17 protein-coding genes are annotated in these 17,038 nt (G+C 58.5%); 5 read left to right on the top strand and 12 right to left on the bottom strand.

Going from position 1 to position 17,038, the window contains the following annotated elements:
- The 7 genes from fliQ to KF767_02185 all read right to left on the bottom strand — a co-directional run bounded on the left by fliQ (nt 1) and on the right by KF767_02185 (nt 4,962).
- Nucleotides 1-273, bottom strand: a complete 273-nt coding sequence (gene fliQ / locus KF767_02215; GenBank protein ID MBX3016677.1) for a flagellar biosynthesis protein FliQ — start codon at nt 271-273, stop codon at nt 1-3.
- Entirely contained in the window at nt 270-1,025 is a 756-nt protein-coding gene (fliP, locus tag KF767_02210; GenBank protein ID MBX3016676.1) for a flagellar type III secretion system pore protein FliP, read from the bottom strand. Before fliP ends, fliQ begins: the two co-directional genes overlap by 4 nt.
- Nucleotides 1,026-1,027: 2 nt before the next feature.
- Nucleotides 1,028-1,909 carry a flagellar biosynthetic protein FliO gene (locus KF767_02205; GenBank protein ID MBX3016675.1) on the bottom strand — a complete coding sequence of 294 codons (882 nt, stop codon included), beginning with the start codon at nt 1,907-1,909 and terminating at the stop codon, nt 1,028-1,030.
- Nucleotides 1,906-2,280, bottom strand: a complete 375-nt coding sequence (gene fliN / locus KF767_02200) for a flagellar motor switch protein FliN (GenBank protein ID MBX3016674.1) — start codon at nt 2,278-2,280, stop codon at nt 1,906-1,908. The genes KF767_02205 and fliN overlap by 4 nt, the downstream gene beginning before the upstream one ends.
- 28 nt (nt 2,281-2,308) lie before the next feature.
- A complete protein-coding gene (gene fliM / locus KF767_02195) occupies nt 2,309-3,334 on the bottom strand; it encodes a flagellar motor switch protein FliM (protein MBX3016673.1) in 1,026 nt (341 codons plus the stop codon).
- A gap of 12 nt (nt 3,335-3,346) precedes the next feature.
- A complete protein-coding gene (locus KF767_02190; protein MBX3016672.1) occupies nt 3,347-3,889 on the bottom strand; it encodes a flagellar basal body-associated FliL family protein in 543 nt (180 codons plus the stop codon).
- Nucleotides 3,890-4,110: 221 nt separating this feature from the next.
- Nucleotides 4,111-4,962 carry an inositol monophosphatase gene (locus KF767_02185; GenBank protein MBX3016671.1) on the bottom strand — a complete coding sequence of 284 codons (852 nt, stop codon included), beginning with the start codon at nt 4,960-4,962 and terminating at the stop codon, nt 4,111-4,113.
- A 137-nt stretch (nt 4,963-5,099) separates the two neighbouring features.
- Between KF767_02185 and KF767_02180 the strand changes: the two genes are divergently transcribed.
- Nucleotides 5,100-5,978: an SPOR domain-containing protein gene (locus tag KF767_02180; protein ID MBX3016670.1), complete on the top strand. Its 879-nt coding sequence runs from the start codon at nt 5,100-5,102 to the stop codon at nt 5,976-5,978.
- Between the two features lie 81 nt (nt 5,979-6,059).
- On the opposite strand, the gene KF767_02175 is transcribed toward KF767_02180, so the two are convergent.
- Nucleotides 6,060-6,887, bottom strand: a complete 828-nt coding sequence (locus KF767_02175) for a hypothetical protein (protein ID MBX3016669.1) — start codon at nt 6,885-6,887, stop codon at nt 6,060-6,062.
- Nucleotides 6,884-8,248 carry a hypothetical protein gene (locus tag KF767_02170; GenBank protein MBX3016668.1) on the bottom strand — a complete coding sequence of 455 codons (1,365 nt, stop codon included), beginning with the start codon at nt 8,246-8,248 and terminating at the stop codon, nt 6,884-6,886. Before KF767_02170 ends, KF767_02175 begins: the two co-directional genes overlap by 4 nt.
- A gap of 168 nt (nt 8,249-8,416) precedes the next feature.
- Between KF767_02170 and KF767_02165 the strand changes: the two genes are divergently transcribed.
- The 3 genes from KF767_02165 (at nt 8,417) to KF767_02155 (ending at nt 12,017) form a co-directional block, all read left to right on the top strand.
- Complete coding sequence (locus KF767_02165; GenBank protein ID MBX3016667.1) at nt 8,417-10,669, top strand: UvrD-helicase domain-containing protein; 2,253 nt, start codon at nt 8,417-8,419, stop codon at nt 10,667-10,669.
- A gap of 88 nt (nt 10,670-10,757) precedes the next feature.
- Nucleotides 10,758-11,021, top strand: a complete 264-nt coding sequence (locus KF767_02160; GenBank protein ID MBX3016666.1) for a hypothetical protein — start codon at nt 10,758-10,760, stop codon at nt 11,019-11,021.
- Nucleotides 11,022-11,060: 39 nt separating this feature from the next.
- Complete coding sequence (locus tag KF767_02155; protein MBX3016665.1) at nt 11,061-12,017, top strand: serine/threonine protein kinase; 957 nt, start codon at nt 11,061-11,063, stop codon at nt 12,015-12,017.
- On the opposite strand, the gene KF767_02150 is transcribed toward KF767_02155, so the two are convergent.
- The gene (locus KF767_02150) at nt 12,014-13,237 is read right to left on the bottom strand and encodes a KamA family radical SAM protein (protein MBX3016664.1); all 1,224 of its coding nucleotides are present in this window, start codon (nt 13,235-13,237) and stop codon (nt 12,014-12,016) included. The genes KF767_02155 and KF767_02150 overlap by 4 nt on opposite strands.
- A 282-nt stretch (nt 13,238-13,519) precedes the next feature.
- On the opposite strand from KF767_02150, the gene KF767_02145 reads away from it, so the two are divergent.
- Nucleotides 13,520-15,019, top strand: a complete 1,500-nt coding sequence (locus tag KF767_02145) for a hypothetical protein (GenBank protein ID MBX3016663.1) — start codon at nt 13,520-13,522, stop codon at nt 15,017-15,019.
- 193 nt (nt 15,020-15,212) lie between these two features.
- Here KF767_02145 and KF767_02140 read toward each other — a convergent pair whose 3' ends face one another.
- Both KF767_02140 and KF767_02135 read right to left on the bottom strand, forming a co-directional pair.
- Entirely contained in the window at nt 15,213-16,634 is a 1,422-nt protein-coding gene (locus tag KF767_02140) for a hypothetical protein (protein MBX3016662.1), read from the bottom strand.
- A 15-nt stretch (nt 16,635-16,649) separates the two neighbouring features.
- Nucleotides 16,650-16,940 (bottom strand): co-chaperone GroES, encoded by a 291-nt coding sequence (locus tag KF767_02135; protein ID MBX3016661.1) that lies wholly within the window; start codon nt 16,938-16,940, stop codon nt 16,650-16,652.
- Nucleotides 16,941-17,038 lie beyond the last annotated feature (98 nt).

Below are 17,038 nucleotides of genomic sequence, written 5' to 3'. Positions count from 1 at the left end.
TTATTCCCTGACGTAAGTAGGCAAGTTTTCGAACAACTGAACCGTATACACACGCAAAGTATCGAGCATCCAGCCGCCGGCGAAGATGATGATCAAACCGACCACGATCATCTTCGGCACGAAGGTCAAGGTGGCCTCGTTGATCTGGGTCAGCGCCTGAAACACCGAGATCACCAGACCGACCGCCAAAGTCGCGATCAGGATCGGCGCGGAAACCATCGCCGTCGTCTTCAATGCTTCTTCACCCAAACGCAGAATGAGCTCTTCCGTCACGATCCACTCCCGAAGCTGTTCACCATGGAACCGACCAGCAAAGTCCAACCGTCAACCAACAGGAACAGCATGATTTTCAAAGGCATCGAGATGACGACCGGGGGAAGCATCATCATCCCCATCGCCATCAGCGCGCTGGCCGCCAGCATGTCGATGACCAAGAAGGGCAGGAAGATGATGAAACCGATCTGGAACGCCGTTTTCATCTCCGAGATGATGAACGCGGGCACCAGAACCATCGTGGGCACTTCGCTCAGGTTCTTCGGCGCTTGCATTTTCGACATCTTCACGAACAGCGACAGATCCGCGGGACGGGTCTGCGCGAACATGAATTTACGCAGGGGCGCGAGAGTTTCCTCCAGCGCGACCTCTTGCGAGATTTCATTCTTCAAATAGGGCTGGATGCCCTTCGTGTTCATCTCGGTGAACGCGGGTCCCATGATGAAGAACGTCAGGAACAAGGACAAGCCGACCAGCAGCTGGTTCGGGGGCAGCTGCTGCACGCCCATCGCTTGACGCAAAAACGAGAAAACGATGATCAAGCGGGTAAAGCTCGTCATCATGATCAAGATCGCCGGCGCGAGCGTCAGAACCGTCAAGACCAGGATGATCTTGATGGTATTGACGACCTCGCCCGGGTCGTTTGCTTGCTTGAATCCCAAGTTGACCGAAGGCAAGGTCATCTGCGCCATCGCGGGAACCGCGACGAACAGTGCGACGAACAATGCGATCAATCCCCCCCACTTCTTCATTCTTACTCCAGGGACTTCATGTTGCGGATCTGTTTACTGACGACGTCACGGATCTTCGAGATGGTGAAATCTTCGCTTTCGGCCGGAGACTCATCCATGCGGAAAGAGATTTTCGCAGTGCCGCCGGCGACTTCGCGGTTCTGAGTTTCGCGGGCCGACGACACTGCGGGTTTTGCTTCACGAGAAAAGATCGATTCGAGGCCCGCACGGAAATCCTGGGGCTCGGCGCCGGCTTCATCTTCGTCCAGAAGCGCCAGCGATTTGATCATCGAAATATGGTGATCGGTCACGCCGATCAGCAAGGACTCGCCGGCCACGCGCACAACCGCGAGCGACTTCTTGGGCCCCAGATGGTGCTGCGCCATGATCTTCATTTCGAACTGCTGCGCTTTACGATTGCGATACTTGAACTTCGAGATGAACAGATAAGCGAGCACGCCGAATCCCGCGAGCACCGCGAAGACCAGTACCAAATCACGCAAGGATGCGTCTTGAGTCTTCGCCACGATCTTTTCGTCCAGCTTCACGGGAATTTCGGATTCCGCCTTCGCCACGGGCGCAGCGCTTTCGATCGCCGCGCTCTCGGTCGCCGCCGGAACGTCTGCCTTCAGCTCCATGGTTTCCGCAGTCACCGCGGCTTCCGTCGAAGCTTTCGCCGCGATTTCGGCGGCGGTTCCCGTTTGCGTACCGATCACGGCGGCCACGGTCGTCGTCGAGTCTTTCGCCGCGACTTGAAGTTCCGTCTGGAATTCCAGCTCGGACGTTCCCGCATCGCCCACTTCCGTGATGGGAGGCAAAGCACGAGTTTGCGCATGCGCAAAACCGGCGACGACGAACGTCACGCAGAGGATACCGAGAACCGACCAGACGATGCGTAACTTCATTTCAGTTGCTCCACACGTTCACGAGTCGAGATGATGTCCGTCAAACGCACACCGAACTTTTCGTTGACGACCACGGCCTCGCCGCGGGCGATGAGCTTGTCGTTGACGAAAACTTCCATGGGTTCGCCGGCCAGCTTATTCAGTTCGATGACCGAACCTTGCGCCAAATTCAGGAGTTCCGAGACGGGCATCTTCGTGCGACCCAGCTCGACGGTGACGCGCAAAGGGATGTCGAGGATCATCGCCAAGTTGCGATCATGATTCTCGTCCTCCGGGCTCGCCGCGGCTTCGCTTTCCTTCTTCGCGCCGTCGGCGCCATCCGCGCCTTCGGCAAGTTGGTTGGCCAGGTTGTCAAATTGATCTGCTGCCATTTTCTACCTCTTCAAACTTGGTGAGTTCTTATTTATCAATCTGCCGTGTGACCTGCATCGCCACCGAACCGTGGTGGATGCCCATGTAACCTTTGAACTTCTTGACGCCCTCGACCTGGATGTCGAACTCGCCCGTCGCGTCCTGGTCGAGCGGGATCACGTCGCCGACCTTCAGTCTCATCAAATCGCCCAGGGAAATCTCGGAAGCACCCAGGAAGACTTGCAGATTCATCGCGGTTTCCATCAGCTGTTCGCGGATGATCGCGGTCCACATCTTCTTGTCCGTCTGGTCCGACTCGATTTGGAAACCGCTTTGCAGTTTCTGCTTAATCGGCTCGATCGTGGAATAAGGGATGACGATGGTGATGGTGCCGTTCGCGTTTTCAAGCTCGACGTCAAAAGTCGAAGCGATCACGACATCCGTGGGGGGCACGATACCGACGAACTGAGGGTTGACCTCGGTACGGACGAACGAACAGCCGATTTTCTCGACCGATTCCCACGCCACTTCCAAGTCGTCGATCGCTAGTCCCACTACCTTTTGGACAATCTGGAGCTCGATTTGGGTAAAGTCTTTTCCTTCAATTTTTGTGTAAGGACGATCCGCGCCGCCAAAGAAGCTGTCGACCAGGGCGTAGGCCAGTTTCGATTCAATAACCAACAGGGCCGAGCCGCGCAGATTATGGAAACGCAGGACCGACATGCAGGTGGGCATGGGAAGCGTATTGATGAATTCACCGAATTTCAGAAAATCCGTTGAAGCCAGCGTGATCGAAGCGATTTTCCGGAGCGCGCCCGAAAGCGAAACCCGGAAAGAGCGCATGAACTTCTCGTAGATGACTTCAAGCTGGGGCAGACGACCGCGGATAATGCGGTCCTGGCTGGTCAGGTCATAGGTAACAACGACTTTATCTTCCGCCGCGCCCGCGCGACCGCCGCCCCCGCCGCCGGAGCCACCGCCACTCGCGGCCCCCGTATCGCCACCGCCAGCGTCGCCGTCGGAAACGGCCGCCAGGAGGGCATCGACTTCGCTCTGTGAAAGGACCTGATTCATTCGCGGTTTTCCTTAGTTGTAGAGCAGGTTGGTGAAGAAGACGTTCGAGACCTTGCCTTTGGTCAGAAAGGCGTTGAGCGTGCCCTTAATATCGTCGCGGAGCTCGTTTTTGCCCTCTTTCGCCGAGATCTGATCGTAGGTGCGACCCGAGAGCATGATGATGATGATGTCGCGGATCTGCGCTTTACGCTGCTCGATCTCGGCGACGACCTTGGTATCCGAAACTTCCAGCTCCAAATCGACGCGCAGGATGCGGCGACCTTTCGAGCCGGCCAAATTCACGATGAAGGTTTCCAAAGGGACGACGGGAGCCTTGATCGCTTCCGTGTTGGCTTCCGCATGCTGTGCGTGAGCCTCCCCTTCGATCACTTGATCGATCGTGTTCTCTTTGGCTTCTTTCTGCTTCGAAGAGTAAAGCATGAAGCCGACGCCACCGACGGCGAGCATATTGATCACGGCGAGGGCGATCAGCAAGAGACTGGATTTTCCACCACCACCGGGTGCTGCGGACGCTTCTTTCGCCGCTGCGTTTTCTTCCGCCACTGTCCCCTCCATGGGTCACTGGTCATCGACCAACTTTCAGTTCATTGGTCTTTAGTCATATGTGTGCATTAAGAGTTAAGAGCAACAGCAGTGCCAAGCCGACCTCGGTCGGGACGCATAAGTGGGATCAAGGACTTAGGAAGGAAGATGTAAACTGTGAAACGAAATTTTGACTGCCGCCCCGGGTGCGACAGTCAATTCACTGACATCAATACGAAAGTCGGTCGAGGAATTTAGAACTCACGCGTGTCGGTTTCAGCGGAAATTTCCGACGCCATTTCTTCGCGCAGTTGACGTGCGACTTCGGGATTTCCCGCGATCGTCGAATCGGCAAACGGAGAGTGCTTACGCCCGCGATAGGTCGTCACGACACCGCCCGCTTCTTGCACGATGAGCGATCCCGCGCACACGTCCCACGGCTGCAGATTCTTCTCCCAGTAGCCGTCGAAAACTCCGCGCGCGACCCAGCACAAATCAAGAGCCGCGGCCCCCGCGCGACGCACGCCCCGTGAGCGGCGGACGATCTTGTTGAACACGCGAAGCTGCTCGACAAGATTCGGCTCGATGTCCGAGATGAAACCCGTGGCGAGGAGCGCGTTCTTCAGCTCAAGACGCTGGCTCACGCGGATGGGTTGTCCGTTCATGAACGCGCCACCCCCTCGTGAAGCGCAGTAAACTTCACCGAGCGCCGGGCAATCCACGACCCCGACCCAAGTCTGGCCCTGGTACTCAAGTCCAAGGCTGACTCCATAAATCGGCAAGCCGTGAACGTAGTTGGTCGTGCCGTCGAGCGGGTCCAAAATCCAGCGCGGATTTTCACTTTTGACGCGCGCGAGATCGGATTTCGTCGCGGACTCCTCACCTAAAAATTCGAAGGTCGGGAACTGGCGCGCAAGTTCGGCCTTAATCACGCGCTCGGACTCGACGTCGGCTTCGCTCACGAGGCCCGCCTGGAACTTCTCCTGAACGTTTTTCAGACGTCCTGAATAGTGCAGCAGGACCTCACGACCGAGGCGCGCCGCTTTCAACGCTTTATAGAGGATATCATTGAGGTTTGACTGAATTTCGAAGTTCTGCGACGACATGGAAATCCTTGCTGGCGCTGAAAACCAGGGCTGAAAAGAGTCGGGTCCCGATTGACCCCGTTTCCGCGCGGACGTTAGCATAAAGGAAGTCTGAAATTCAAACCAGAGGATCTGGTTTTTTGAGGGGTAGTAGATCTATGGCGATCGAAAGATATGGTTCCAAGACGGACGTGGTCGTGAAGCTGGTTCTGGTGTTCTTCGTCTGCTTGCTGTCGTTTTCGGTAGGCACTTTTGTGGGCAAGACCTTCAGTGACAACCAGCATCGTTTGGCTCAGTTCGAACCTGCTTCCACGGAGCGTGAAGTCGCCTCCACGACGGAAGCGACCACCAAACCCGGCGATACTCTTTCCGATGACGAAATCGCGAAGCTGGCCGAAGAATTCGTGAATGAAGACGACGGGCACGCGGTCGCCAAGACCGAACAGGCCGCGGACGTTCATGCCGCACCTGCGAAGACCGCAGCGCACGACGCCGCTCCCGCAAAAGTTGAAACCGCGAAAGCCGACACGCACACTCCGCCCGCTCCCGTACGGAACGTTGCCGAGGCGAAACCGGCCGCGCACGCCGCTCCCGTGGCGAAGCCCGCTCCGCAGCCCGTCGCCGAAAAATTGGCGCAAGGCCACGCGGCGGACACGCATGCGGCGAAGCCCGCGCCCAAAGCTCCCGCTTCGACAGATGCGAAGGTCACACTGAAACCCGACACCGAGAAAAAGCCCGTGCCCTCGTCGCTGCCGGAAGACGTCGCGGCTTCGGCGATCGGTAAGTTCACGGTGCAGGTCGCCTCATACCCCACCGAGGCGGAAGCGACCAAGATGACCGAGAATTTGAAAGGCCAGGGCTTCGGCGCTTTCTACGTCAAAGCCGACATCACCGACAAAAAGACCGCGGCGACCAAAACCTGGTACCGCGTGAGCGTCGGTCTGTTCCAATCGCAAAAAGAAGCCGACGCCTACAAAGCGGACCTGCTCAGCCGTTCGAAAGTCAGCTCGGCGATTGTTCAGAAAATCACGAAGTGATTTTCCAGTAGGCAGATCACGAAGTAAATTGCCGTCAAAATTTCGACGTGATGAAAACCCGCCCGGATACGGCGGGTTTTTTTATTCCAGAATGAATCCGATTTTGAGCATGCCGCTCAAGGTGGGACTGGGATCCAGTTCACGGTTCATGTGCACGCGACCCTCGACGGCCAGCAAGAAGGGGCTCAGTTGCGCTAAACGCAGGCCCAGCGCACCCGCGCCGTGCTCGATCCATTTGCCTTGTGAACCCGTCCGCTCCGAATACAAAGTCATCTCGGCGCTCGTGCGGTAACCGCCGAAGCCGATTCCCATATAGGGTTGCACGACCCACTCTTCATCCGGCGCCCAGTGGCCCCACAAGAGTAAAGTTTCGACTTTGCGTTGCACGTTCAGCGCGTTGTTGCCGGAGTTTTCGCTGAAGCTCGCGTACTCCAGAAGTCCCATCCAAGGTTTCACGCCCAAACCGAGAGTCAACGTGGGCCACGAGCGCGGGATGGTGGACTGCTGCTGATCGCGTTCGCCACGCATATCAAGACCCACCGAAACGAGCGCGGTGAAATCCCGTTGCGGAGCCGCGGCCCGACGCTCGGTCGGCGCTTTCGCCACGTCCGGAGTGCTTTCGGTCACACTGGTTGCCGCGATCATCAGCGGGCGTTTCGCTTGAGTCGCCAAACGTGGTGCGGACTTCGCCGAACGCGAACGAACGTTCTTCGCGCGGGTCGCGCGACCGGGATTCATCGCCACCAGTGAGGAGCGGTGAACGGGCGCCTCCGAGGTCAATGTCGACGGGTCGACAATCTTCGCGGCACGGTGCGCGGGCGCCGACGCCGGGCGAACGCTGATTCGTCCCTGCGCCAGCGCGTGGGAAGACAAGCCTAAAGACAAAGCCACGACGATCAGGCTCTTCACGGAGCCTCCTTCGCGAGCTTCTCGCACATTTCGGTGATCGTGGCTTCGCCCATCTCCGCGTCCGCACGGAGCAGCGGCGCGCAGAGCTCGCGCTGATCGGCGGGAAGTTCGCGCGCGAACATCTCCATGAGCGCGCCGGGTTTCATCCACTGCGATTTATCAAGTGCTTCGATGCCGTCCTTCAACTTCGGCAGCACCTTCACCACGATCTTGGCCAGATCCAAACGCGTGCGTCCGGCCTTCTTCATTTCGGGCTCGAAAACGTTCTTCACGGCGCGCGCGTAGATCGTACCCAGCTCGTAGGCGCGAACGGACTCATCGCCCGCGATCGAGGCCGCCAAAGTCATCTGACGGAAACTCTCCATGGAGTACAGACGCTGCTGACCGCTCAGCTCGAGATCGCGCGTCTTCTGCACGACCGGGATGGAGCGACGGACGAAGATGTTGTCTCCCGAGTAGATCCAACCCCAAACGTCGGCGAGTCCCTCGTTCATCGCGCGCAACAAGTTCACGTGGTACACTTCCCAGTCCTCGAGACCGACCGACTCTTGGCCGATGCTCGTCGGACCAATCTCTTTACCGATGTCCTCTTCGCCGGGGACGACGCCGGGTTTCGTTTGACCGACGCTTTCCGTTCCCACGCTGACCGTGCCGTCGGTGACGCGCGCGTTTTCAGGAATGTCCTCGAAAACTTCCCGCAGGATTTTCTCTTCGCCGGGGTGAACCTGCGCCGCGCGGATCGCTTTGATTTTCGCCTTCGCGGGCTTCAAGACGAGGTAATTGAAAAGCGAGTGGAAGTGCTCGTGCGCGACGACACCCGCGTTCACGGTCAGCGGCAAGTCGTCGCCTTTGTACGGAACGAACAGCAGCGCATCGAGTTGCGGACTGTAGAGCGCATTGTTTTCCACCTGCCCGCGTTGCTTCTGCGGAATGCGGACTTCGACGCCCACGATGCGGGGCTTCGGGAGCAGATCTCCCAAACCGACGGCCGCATCGAGATCCTGGAGCTTTTCGATGTGCGCATAAAGGGTCAGCAAATGCAGGCTGAGCTCGTCCGTGGGGACGTAAACCCCGTCGCCATCACGGAAGGTGCGCACGCGGGGCTGAAAGCCCGCCAGGCGGCTATCGACAACGCTGGGGCTCAACATGAAGAGCGCGGACTTTCCGGTCAGGCTCGGCAAATTCAGAAGGTAATTGAGGGTCACGGACTGGAACTTATACTGCCCGTCCGATGACCACGGGATGAGAACCCGGTGTCCGCCTTGCGAACCCTGCTCGGTGGCAACGAAAGAGCACGCGGTCATGAGGCTGGCATACAGGCACAGAATCAATGTGATTCCGTAGAATGTGGGCCGTCTCATGGGTCCTCCAGTCGAAGCTTGACTCCGCAGCCCTTTCAGCAAAATGTTGGCCACCGTTTTCGGCTTTTTTTAGCCCTGAACGGCCCGGTCTTCGACCTGACCTAAACCCCTGTAACCAGAAGGTAGACATCGGTGACACAAAATGGCAGCGACCCCCTTCTGCGGGGCATGAATCCCCCCCAAGCCGAAGCCGTCCAAACCATCGACGGACCGCTTTTGATCCTGGCCGGAGCAGGATCGGGGAAAACGCGCGTGCTGACCCACCGGATCGCCCGCATGATTCAGCTGCGCAAGGCCGCGCCCTCGGAAATCCTGGCCGTCACGTTCACGAATAAAGCCGCGCGCGAAATGGAGTCGCGGGTCTTCGACCTGATGACCGATATGCGCCCGCAGCTTTACGAACCGCTGTGGATCACGACCTTCCACAGTGCCTGCGTGCGGATCCTGCGCCAGACGATCGAGCTACTGGATTACAAACGCGGCTTCGTCATCTATGACGACAGCGATCAGCTCGCCCAGATCAAGCGGGTCATGAACGCGCTGAACATCTCGGACAAAATCACGCCCGCGAAGACCTTCAAAAATCGCATCAACAACTTGAAGATGCTGGGGTACGGGCCGCAAGAAGCCGAGAAGTCCTCGAAGGTCTACATCGACAACCAAACGCTGGATGTCTACCGCCACTACGAAGCCGAAATGAAAAAAGCGAACTCGCTGGATTTCGGCGATTTGCTTCTGAAGGTCTACGAGCTTTTCCGGATGTATCCCGACGTTCTTCAGCAATACCGGCAAAAATTCCGTTACGTTCTGGTCGACGAGTATCAAGACACCAACAACCTTCAATACCGGATCATCAAACTGCTGTCCGAGCAGCACCGCAACCTGTGCGTCGTCGGGGACGAGGACCAGTCGATCTACAGCTGGCGGGGCGCGGACATCTCGAACATCCTGGACTTCGAAAAGGACTTCCCCGAAGCGAAGGTCGTGAAGCTCGAACAGAACTACCGTTCGACGAATACCATCGTTTCGGCGGCCTCGAGCGTGATTCGCAACAACACCGAACGCAAAGACAAGACACTGTTCACCGAAAATGACCCGGGCGAAAAGATCGTGCTGCGCGAAGAGCGCACGGACTACGACGAAGCCCGCTGGGTCGTGCGCGAAATCCAGCGCCTGATCGCGAACGGCGAAACCTCTTACGAAGAGGTCGCGGTTTTCTACCGCACCAACGCGCAGTCGCGCGTCCTTGAAGAACATCTGCGCATGAACTCGATCCCCTACAAGATCGTGGGCGGCGTGCGCTTCTACGACCGCGCGGAAGTGAAGGACATCCTCGCTTACCTGAAGCTCATCCTGAATCCGGCGGACGATATCTCGTTCAAAAGAGCGGTGAACTCCCCCGCGCGCGGGATCGGGAAGACCACTATCGAAAAGCTCGAGGCCATGGCCTTCCAGGGCAAGATGACCCTGATGAACGCCGCCCGCCATGCGGTCGATCACCGCGAGTTCAACGCGGGGACGACCTCCAAACTGCGCGGCTTCCTGAATCTGATCGACGAGATGACCGGCTTGGCCGAACAACTCACGCTTCTTGATCTGTACACCACGGTCATCGACAAGACCGAGTACGTGCAGCGCCTGAAAACCGAAGAGAGCGTCGAAGCCGACGCCCGCATCAGCAACTTAGAGGAACTCGGCAACGCCATGGCGCAGTTCCAGAAGGAACGCACGGACGCTTCGTTGCAGACCTTCCTGGAAGAGATGGCCTTGGTTTCGGATCTGGATTCGGTTCAGCAAGATGATCGCGCGGTGACGCTGATGACCCTGCACCTTTCGAAGGGGCTGGAGTACAACCACGTCTTCGTCGTGGGCTGGGAAGAGAACCTGTTCCCCTCGTCAATGCAGTCCGATGACGGCGAGGATAAAAACATCGAGGAAGAGCGCCGCTTGGCGTACGTGGGCATGACCCGCGCGCGCAAGAAGCTCCATCTCTCGTATGCACGCAGTCGCCGCGTCTGGGGCCAAGAGCAGATGAATCCCCCGTCGCGCTTCCTCAACGAGATTCCGAAGGACGCGCTCGACTTCCAAACGGGGGTCGAAACGCCGAAATTCCTGGATCGATATGGTGGCGGCGCCGGCTCTTACGCCGGGTCTTCTGCCGTGTCCGACAACAGCTTCCGCAGCAAGATGCGCACGCCGGGACGCGAGAACGACCGCGGTTTCGAGGCGCAGAGCTTCTCGGACGACGCCGATGCGGGCGCGCCGCTGACGAATGGGATGCGCGTTCGCCACCCCACCTTCGGGGTGGGTACCATCTACCAAACCGAAGGCATGGGCGAGCAGATGAAGGTCAGCGTTTTGTTCGCGGACCAAACCATCAAGAAGTTCGTCGCAAAATATGCACGCTTGGAGCGCGTTTAATTCACTTGTTCGTGAATTGACGCGCCACTCTTGTCCGACCCCTTGCCTCAGGACCGGGGCTTCGTTAACTCCGTGCGCAGGAGGCCCCATGAAAGCCCTGTCATTGTCGTTGATCCTGATTCTTGCCGCGATCCCCGGTTGGACCCAAAGCTTCAATGCCTCCGCCCGTCAGGCCTTCAATTACGAGCGCGAGGGCGATGACTGGGACGGCAACTGCTGCACCTCGCCCGACCCCGTGGACTCCAATATGTGCTTCGACTCGTGGGAAGAGTACGACGAGGTCTGCAAACCCGAAGTGCCTACCGCACCCCCGGCCCCGGCTCCCCGCGAACCCGATGAAGATAAGATCTAGACTCGACAATCCATGGTCCGGCGCCCAGGCTGTTGAGGCATGGCCGCGCAAATCTTTGGACCTTATGTTCTGCTCGAAAAATTAGTCACCTCGGCGATGGCGGAAATCTTCCTGGCCATCGCCCAACGTGAGACCGGCGTCCCGAAACTTTACGCCGTAAAACGGATGCATCCCAATCTGGCCGAGGTGCCGGACTTCCGAAAGATGTTCCGCCACGAATGCGCGATCGCGCGCAATCTGAATCATCCCAATCTGGAAAGCTTCGTCGAGGACGGTGAAATCGACGGTCGCATGTACATCGTGACCGAGTATCTGCACGGCCGCTCGCTGGAACGCCTGCTGGACGAGCGCGAGTCCGAGCCCCTTCCCGCGCCGCTCGCGATTTACATCGCCCGCGAACTCGCCCGCGCCTTGGTGAGTTTGCACCAGGCCAGCGAAGGCGGCGCGCCCCTGAACATCATCAAACGCGATCTTTCGCCGAACGACATCTTCCTGACCAGCGACGGTCGCGTGAAGATGATGGGCCTTGGGGTCGCAAAATCCGCAGCCCAGCTGGAACAGACCCAGCCCGGAACGATCAAAGGCAAGTTCTCGTACATGAGCCCCGAACAGGCGCGCATGGAGCCGCTCGATCAACGCTCGGATGTTTACTCTTTGGGACTCGTGCTGCGCGAGATGCTGAGCGGTCGCCCCGCATTTCTGGGGGCCACCGACATGGAGACCTTCCAGCTCAATGCGCGCGCAGAGCTTCCGCGTTTGCACGCGCTGCCCGATCCGGCACAGGCGAAGCTCGATTGGGTTTTGGACAACGCCCTCGCGGTCGCGCGCGATCTGCGTTATCCGAATGCGCAAACGATGGCCGATGAGCTCGACGAAGTCTTGAAGGCGACACCCTTGGCCGGCGCCGAGGAACTGGCGCGCGTGCTGAACGAGGTTTTCGGACGCGAACTCGCCGAAGAAAAATCGCGAGCGCAGAACTATTTAGCGAACAATTAGATCTCGGCTTCGGGATCGCGGTTGGCGGTCGTCCAGTTTTTGGCGTCGCGCGTGCGCTGCCATTCCGGATCGTAGTCACGCCAATCCGCAGGCAGACGGTGACCTGCGGGATCGGGATTCACGTATTCGCCGGTGACGCCGTCCCAGCCCCGGTAAACGCGGCGTCCCTCTTCCTGTTCGACCAGAAAGTTCGGGGCCAATGTTGTCTTGCCACCGCCGTTCGGGATATCGAGCGACAAGGTCGGCATCGCCAGCCCCGAAAGCGTACCCCACAATTCACGCTGAATCGTGAGCGACTCGTCCACCGAGGTCCGCAAGTGATCGGTGCCGCGCGAAGGATCGCACTGGAACATATAGTAGGGCTTCACGCGCAAAAACAGCAGCCGGCGGGCCAACGCCTGCACGATGGCGGGATGATTGTTCACGCCGTTCAGAAGCACCATTTGGTTCATCACCGGAATTCCGTGGTCAACCAAACGTTCGAGCGCGGTGACGGCCTCTTCGGTCAGTTCACGCGGGTGGTTGAAGTGGGTCATCAAATAGACCGGACGCGCGGCGCGCAGAATACGCACCAGCTCCGGCGTCACGCGCATCGGACAGACGACGGGCATCCGCGTCCCCACGCGGATGATCTCGACATGTTCGATGGCGCGCAGATCGGTCAGGATGCGCTCAAGATGTTTGTCCCCTAACGTCAGCGGATCGCCGCCGGACAGGATCACTTCGCGAATTCCGGGATGCGTGCGGATGTAGTCAAGCGCGCGGGCGTATTCGTCGGCCTTGGGCATCGCCTGGTCTTGGCCGGTGAAGTGTTTGCGCGTGCAGTAGCGGCAGTAAACCGAACAGAGGTCCGTCACCAAAAAAAGTACGCGGTCCGGGTAGCGGTGCAGGATGCGCGCTACGGGGCTATTGCGCTTTTCGCCCAGAGGATCGGCTTCGCTTTGCGCGCCGACCTCAAGCTCGGCGGCTTGCGGGAAGATCATGCGGCGGACGGGATCGTCGACGTCATCACCGATCAGGCTTAGGTAGTAGGGTGTCGCGCGGACTTGGAACAGCTCGCGCCCCTCGTCGAAACCGCGCTTCTCGGAATCGGTCAAAACGAAGCGCGCTTCGAAATGCTCGCGGCTTTTGCTGGCGTTTTGGAGCTGCCAGGTCCATGCGTTCCACGACTCATCGGTCAGGTTCTGGGGGCGCGGGGCGCGCGGGAAAACGAATTTCACCGTTTTGATCTAAGCCCTGTTTGGCTGTTCGTCCAGCGGAGCCTACCTCTCTGCCAGAAATGTCACTCTTCCCCGAATCAGGGGCCCCGGGCTGTAAATTGTTAGACAGCGCGAACCCCCGTCCACAGTTTGGGCAGGGATTCTCGAATGTCTCAGGGCGGGATTATCCCGTCGTCCCGCGCAGTTAGCTCGATCGCTGTCCACCCATTGGCCGCTGGCCCCGGACTTGCCCTAGGGAAGGGTGTTGGAAACAGACCGCTGGAGAAATCCAGGGAGGCATATATGAAAAACTCAACTCGTTACTTTCTGATGCTCGGATTGATGGGCGCTTTGGGCGCGAACCTGAGCTGGAATCCGGAGCTCTTCCTGATTTCGCGGGAAGACTATAAGACAATGGGTCTGACCCAAGAGTTGCAGTTCGCCTCGACCGATACGGCGGCCCCCAATGCCACGGGTGAAGTCGATCTGAGCCGCTACGACCGTTCGATGGAAGGCGTGAAAGTCGATTACACGATCATCGACCGCGACGGAAATAAATCGGTCCGCTACTACCTGAAAGGTAACGTCTGCTCGGATTGCTGGAAGATCCAAGCTCCCGCGATCAGCCAAGACAACTTCCAAAATATGGAGCTCTTGCAGCGCGCGCTGGCGGAAGCCGCGATCGCCGAAGTCAAAAAAGGCCGCGCGACTCCTGGTGCGGATGTCGCCGCCGCGGACAAGGACAAAGACAAGAACAAAGAAGATAAGCCCAAGCGTCGCCGCGCTCCCGAAGTCACTTCCGAGTGCGACGAAGACGAAACTTCGGACCAGATCGCCTGCGAAAAAGACGAACTGCAAGCGATCATGGACAACTGCTCGAGCTCGGTTGATGACGAAGAAACCGGATCGCGTCGTCGTAAACGCGAAGAGCGTTCGACCCGTCGCGAGGCTTGCGTGAAGAAGGCCCACGCTTACTACAAAAAGTTCCTGCAGAAATCCATCAAAGAAGGTCTGTCGGCCGGCACGAACACGGACGAGTACGCCGCCGCCATCGAAGCCCGCGACTCGCTCTTGAGCGAAATGCCGAAGAAATTCGACAACACGATCAAGAAAGACCTCGTGACCACGACGGCTCAAGGCATCGTTGCCCGCGCTCGTGATCGTTACAATGCGGTTTTGAACATGTCGAAGGACCAAACCACGGCCGCGAACGCCGCGAAGACCTTCATCTTGAACGAAACCTACGGCGCGACCGGACAGCGTCTGTGCGCTTCGCTCTCGGGCGAGAACTGCATGATGGCTTTGAACAACCCCATGCAACGGACCATGCTGGAGTCTTCGAACTCGAACTTCCGTATGTTCACCGAAAACTTCGAAACCCGCCTGCGTCAGGTCGCGACTCACCAAGGAACGACTTTGCCCTTCGAAGCGGTGATCAACGGTGAATTCGACGCGGGAATCCCGCAGCTCGGCGCAACCGTTCCCGCGGATCTGCTCGCGGCGCGCACTCAAGGCGTCCGTAACAACGCTCAACCCGTTCCCGGCACGGGCCAAGGCCCGGTCTCTTTGACTCACGGTCTGCCCGCTCCGTCGGGACAGATCTGGGTTCCCGGCCACACCGCGCCCGCCAATATGGGTGCCGTTCCCGGAGCGCTCTCGCCGCTGGTTCCCGGTCAAACCATGACCGCAAGTCCCTTCGGCACGCAGCCCGGCGTTTACAACCCGATGGCTCCGGTCGGAACTCCGAACGGGATCAACGGCAACTTCCCGCTCTCTCCGGCACAACGCCAGGGCCGGATGTAAGCCACTTCCTTTAAAAACAAAACGGACGCAAGTCCGGCAAATCAATCCCCGCCTCGTGCGGGGATTTCCATTTCTGTGGCCGACGTTAAAAAAATCCCGGAGGATCTTGCGATCCTCCGGGCCCTGCTCGCCGCTAACGAGTTGAAATCAAGTTGCCGTCAAAGTTGCCGGACGTGATGTCGTATTGATGCGATTAAAAACTGATCGCGGCTTTCGTCTGAAATCCATAAGTGAAGGCGGCGTCACGATCGACGTTGCCCTCTTTCCAAGCCGAACCCGGGAACAACAGTCCCACTTGGTTCACCCATTGGAAACGCGGGTGCGGCTGATATACGGCCGCGATGTCCCATTCGAAACCCAAATCCTTGCTGATATCGTTCCCCGCGACGGTCGAGGAGTTCACCTGCAACTGAGCGTACACGAAGTTGTTATGCAGGCTCCAACGGTCGCCGAGTTTGTAGTTCACCGACGGGTTCAGGAAGATCGTGTTCGAAACCACTTCTTCGTCGAGCGCGTTGTCGTTCGCATAGGGAGCGCAAGGCGCGGTCGTGCACGCGGGGCTGCGCTGACGCTGGAAGTACGAACGGAACAAATCGTAACCGCCCATGGGGTGATTGAACATCAGGAACGCGACGTTGTAGTTGCGATGAAGCGCGTAGCCTTCGAAGTTGTTCGAAGTCGGGTTGTCGCCGCTGACGACGCCCGCACGAAGCTTCCAATCCCAGTTGCTGTTCTGGCGCGGGAACTCAAGCTCGGTCACGATGCCGTAACCGTTCGCCTTTTGCTCTTCGCCGCCGATGTCCATGCCGGTTCCGCCGTCCGCAAAGCCCGCTTCGAGTTTGAACTTGAAGCTTTCCCAACCGCGACCGATCAGCAGATTCACGTTCCGCACGTTGTAAGCGCGGGTTTGCGTGCCCGCAAGATAGCTGCCCGCATCGTTCGACTGATCACCCGACGTCCGCTGCTGCGAGAAAATCGCGAACAAGGATTCGGTCTCTTCGTTGTTGTAGGTGATATCGAGCATGACATCGGTCACGTCGCCGCCCGCGGAAAGCGAGGGGTCGTAGGGTTTACCGATCATCGGCATGAACGAGAGGTTGCCAACGACAAACTTGTAACCGACGAGATCGTGCGTATCGCCCCAGACGTCAAACGGACCGTTGCCCGCGTTGTAGGTCATGCCCAGGCCGAACTCGACGGGCGCGCGGCCCGCGATCAACTGACCGTACTCTTGGTTGTACGAAAGGTACAATTGGCGCACTTCCAGATTGGATACACCGGCGTTACGTCCCATGACACTCGATCCGGCCGGAGCCGTGGGCGCCGCGATCCCGAACGATTGGCCCGCCATCGAGCCGGGATAGTTCGCATTCCCCAGCACCGAGAACTGCGCAACCACCTCGATGCCGTCCGCCGCGATCACGCGGGGGGAGAGCACCAGGTTATGCAGGAAATAGGCTTTCGGATTTTTCGGATTTCCGAGCGTCGTCGATTCGATCTGCGTGTATTCGAAACGGTAGTGACCGGTCCAATCGAGCGAGAGGGCCTGCGCCGTCGTCGTCGCCATCGTCAACAGAGCCAAAAGAGAGTTCCGGAACCAGGTTTGTGTCTTCATCTTTTGCACTCCTCTTTACTTCGTGACCAGTCCGAGGATGTCGGTCTCGCGCAGGATTTTAAAGTTCTGATTTTCAAGGCTCACTTCGGTGCCCGCGTATTCGCTGAACAACACCTGGTCGCCGACTTTCAATTCGAGGGGGCGCAACTGGCCCTTCTTCGTGCGGTGACCCGAGCCCACGCTCACGACCGTACCGCGGTGATTCCCCGTCATCGATGCCGTATCGGGAATGAAAAGACCTCCCGGGGTCACCCGTTCACCGGCTTCAACCAAAACCAAAACACGGTCGTCCAGGGGAGTCAGAATTTTCGACCAATCGCCTTTGGGCGCCGGCTTCTTCGCGTTGTCGACAACGAGCTTCAAATGCGGGCCCTTCGGAGCCGGCGTTTTGGCCGGTGCGGGCG

This window comes from Pseudobdellovibrionaceae bacterium, from assembly GCA_019637875.1.
GTDB lineage: Bacteria > Bdellovibrionota > Bdellovibrionia > Bdellovibrionales > Bdellovibrionaceae > JAHBUW01.
This window is presented reverse-complemented; position numbering and strand designations above follow the sequence as displayed.

Excerpts from the sequence above, each read along its gene's own strand:
- fliP (MBX3016676.1), bottom strand. The coding sequence starts at position 1,025 with ATGAAGAAGTGGGGGGGATTGATCGCATTGTTCGTCGCACTGTTCGTC.
- KF767_02205 (MBX3016675.1), bottom strand. The coding sequence starts at position 1,909 with ATGAAGTTACGCATCGTCTGGTCGGTTCTCGGTATCCTCTGCGTGACG.
- fliN (MBX3016674.1), bottom strand. The coding sequence starts at position 2,280 with ATGGCAGCAGATCAATTTGACAACCTGGCCAACCAACTTGCCGAAGGC.
- fliM (MBX3016673.1), bottom strand. The coding sequence starts at position 3,334 with ATGAATCAGGTCCTTTCACAGAGCGAAGTCGATGCCCTCCTGGCGGCC.
- KF767_02190 (MBX3016672.1), bottom strand. The coding sequence starts at position 3,889 with ATGGAGGGGACAGTGGCGGAAGAAAACGCAGCGGCGAAAGAAGCGTCC.
- KF767_02185 (MBX3016671.1), bottom strand. The coding sequence starts at position 4,962 with ATGTCGTCGCAGAACTTCGAAATTCAGTCAAACCTCAATGATATCCTC.
- KF767_02180 (MBX3016670.1), top strand. The coding sequence starts at position 5,100 with ATGGCGATCGAAAGATATGGTTCCAAGACGGACGTGGTCGTGAAGCTG.
- KF767_02170 (MBX3016668.1), bottom strand. The coding sequence starts at position 8,248 with ATGAGACGGCCCACATTCTACGGAATCACATTGATTCTGTGCCTGTAT.
- KF767_02165 (MBX3016667.1), top strand. The coding sequence starts at position 8,417 with ATGAATCCCCCCCAAGCCGAAGCCGTCCAAACCATCGACGGACCGCTT.
- KF767_02160 (MBX3016666.1), top strand. The coding sequence starts at position 10,758 with ATGAAAGCCCTGTCATTGTCGTTGATCCTGATTCTTGCCGCGATCCCC.
- KF767_02155 (MBX3016665.1), top strand. The coding sequence starts at position 11,061 with ATGGCCGCGCAAATCTTTGGACCTTATGTTCTGCTCGAAAAATTAGTC.
- KF767_02145 (MBX3016663.1), top strand. The coding sequence starts at position 13,520 with ATGAAAAACTCAACTCGTTACTTTCTGATGCTCGGATTGATGGGCGCT.
- KF767_02140 (MBX3016662.1), bottom strand. The coding sequence starts at position 16,634 with ATGAAGACACAAACCTGGTTCCGGAACTCTCTTTTGGCTCTGTTGACG.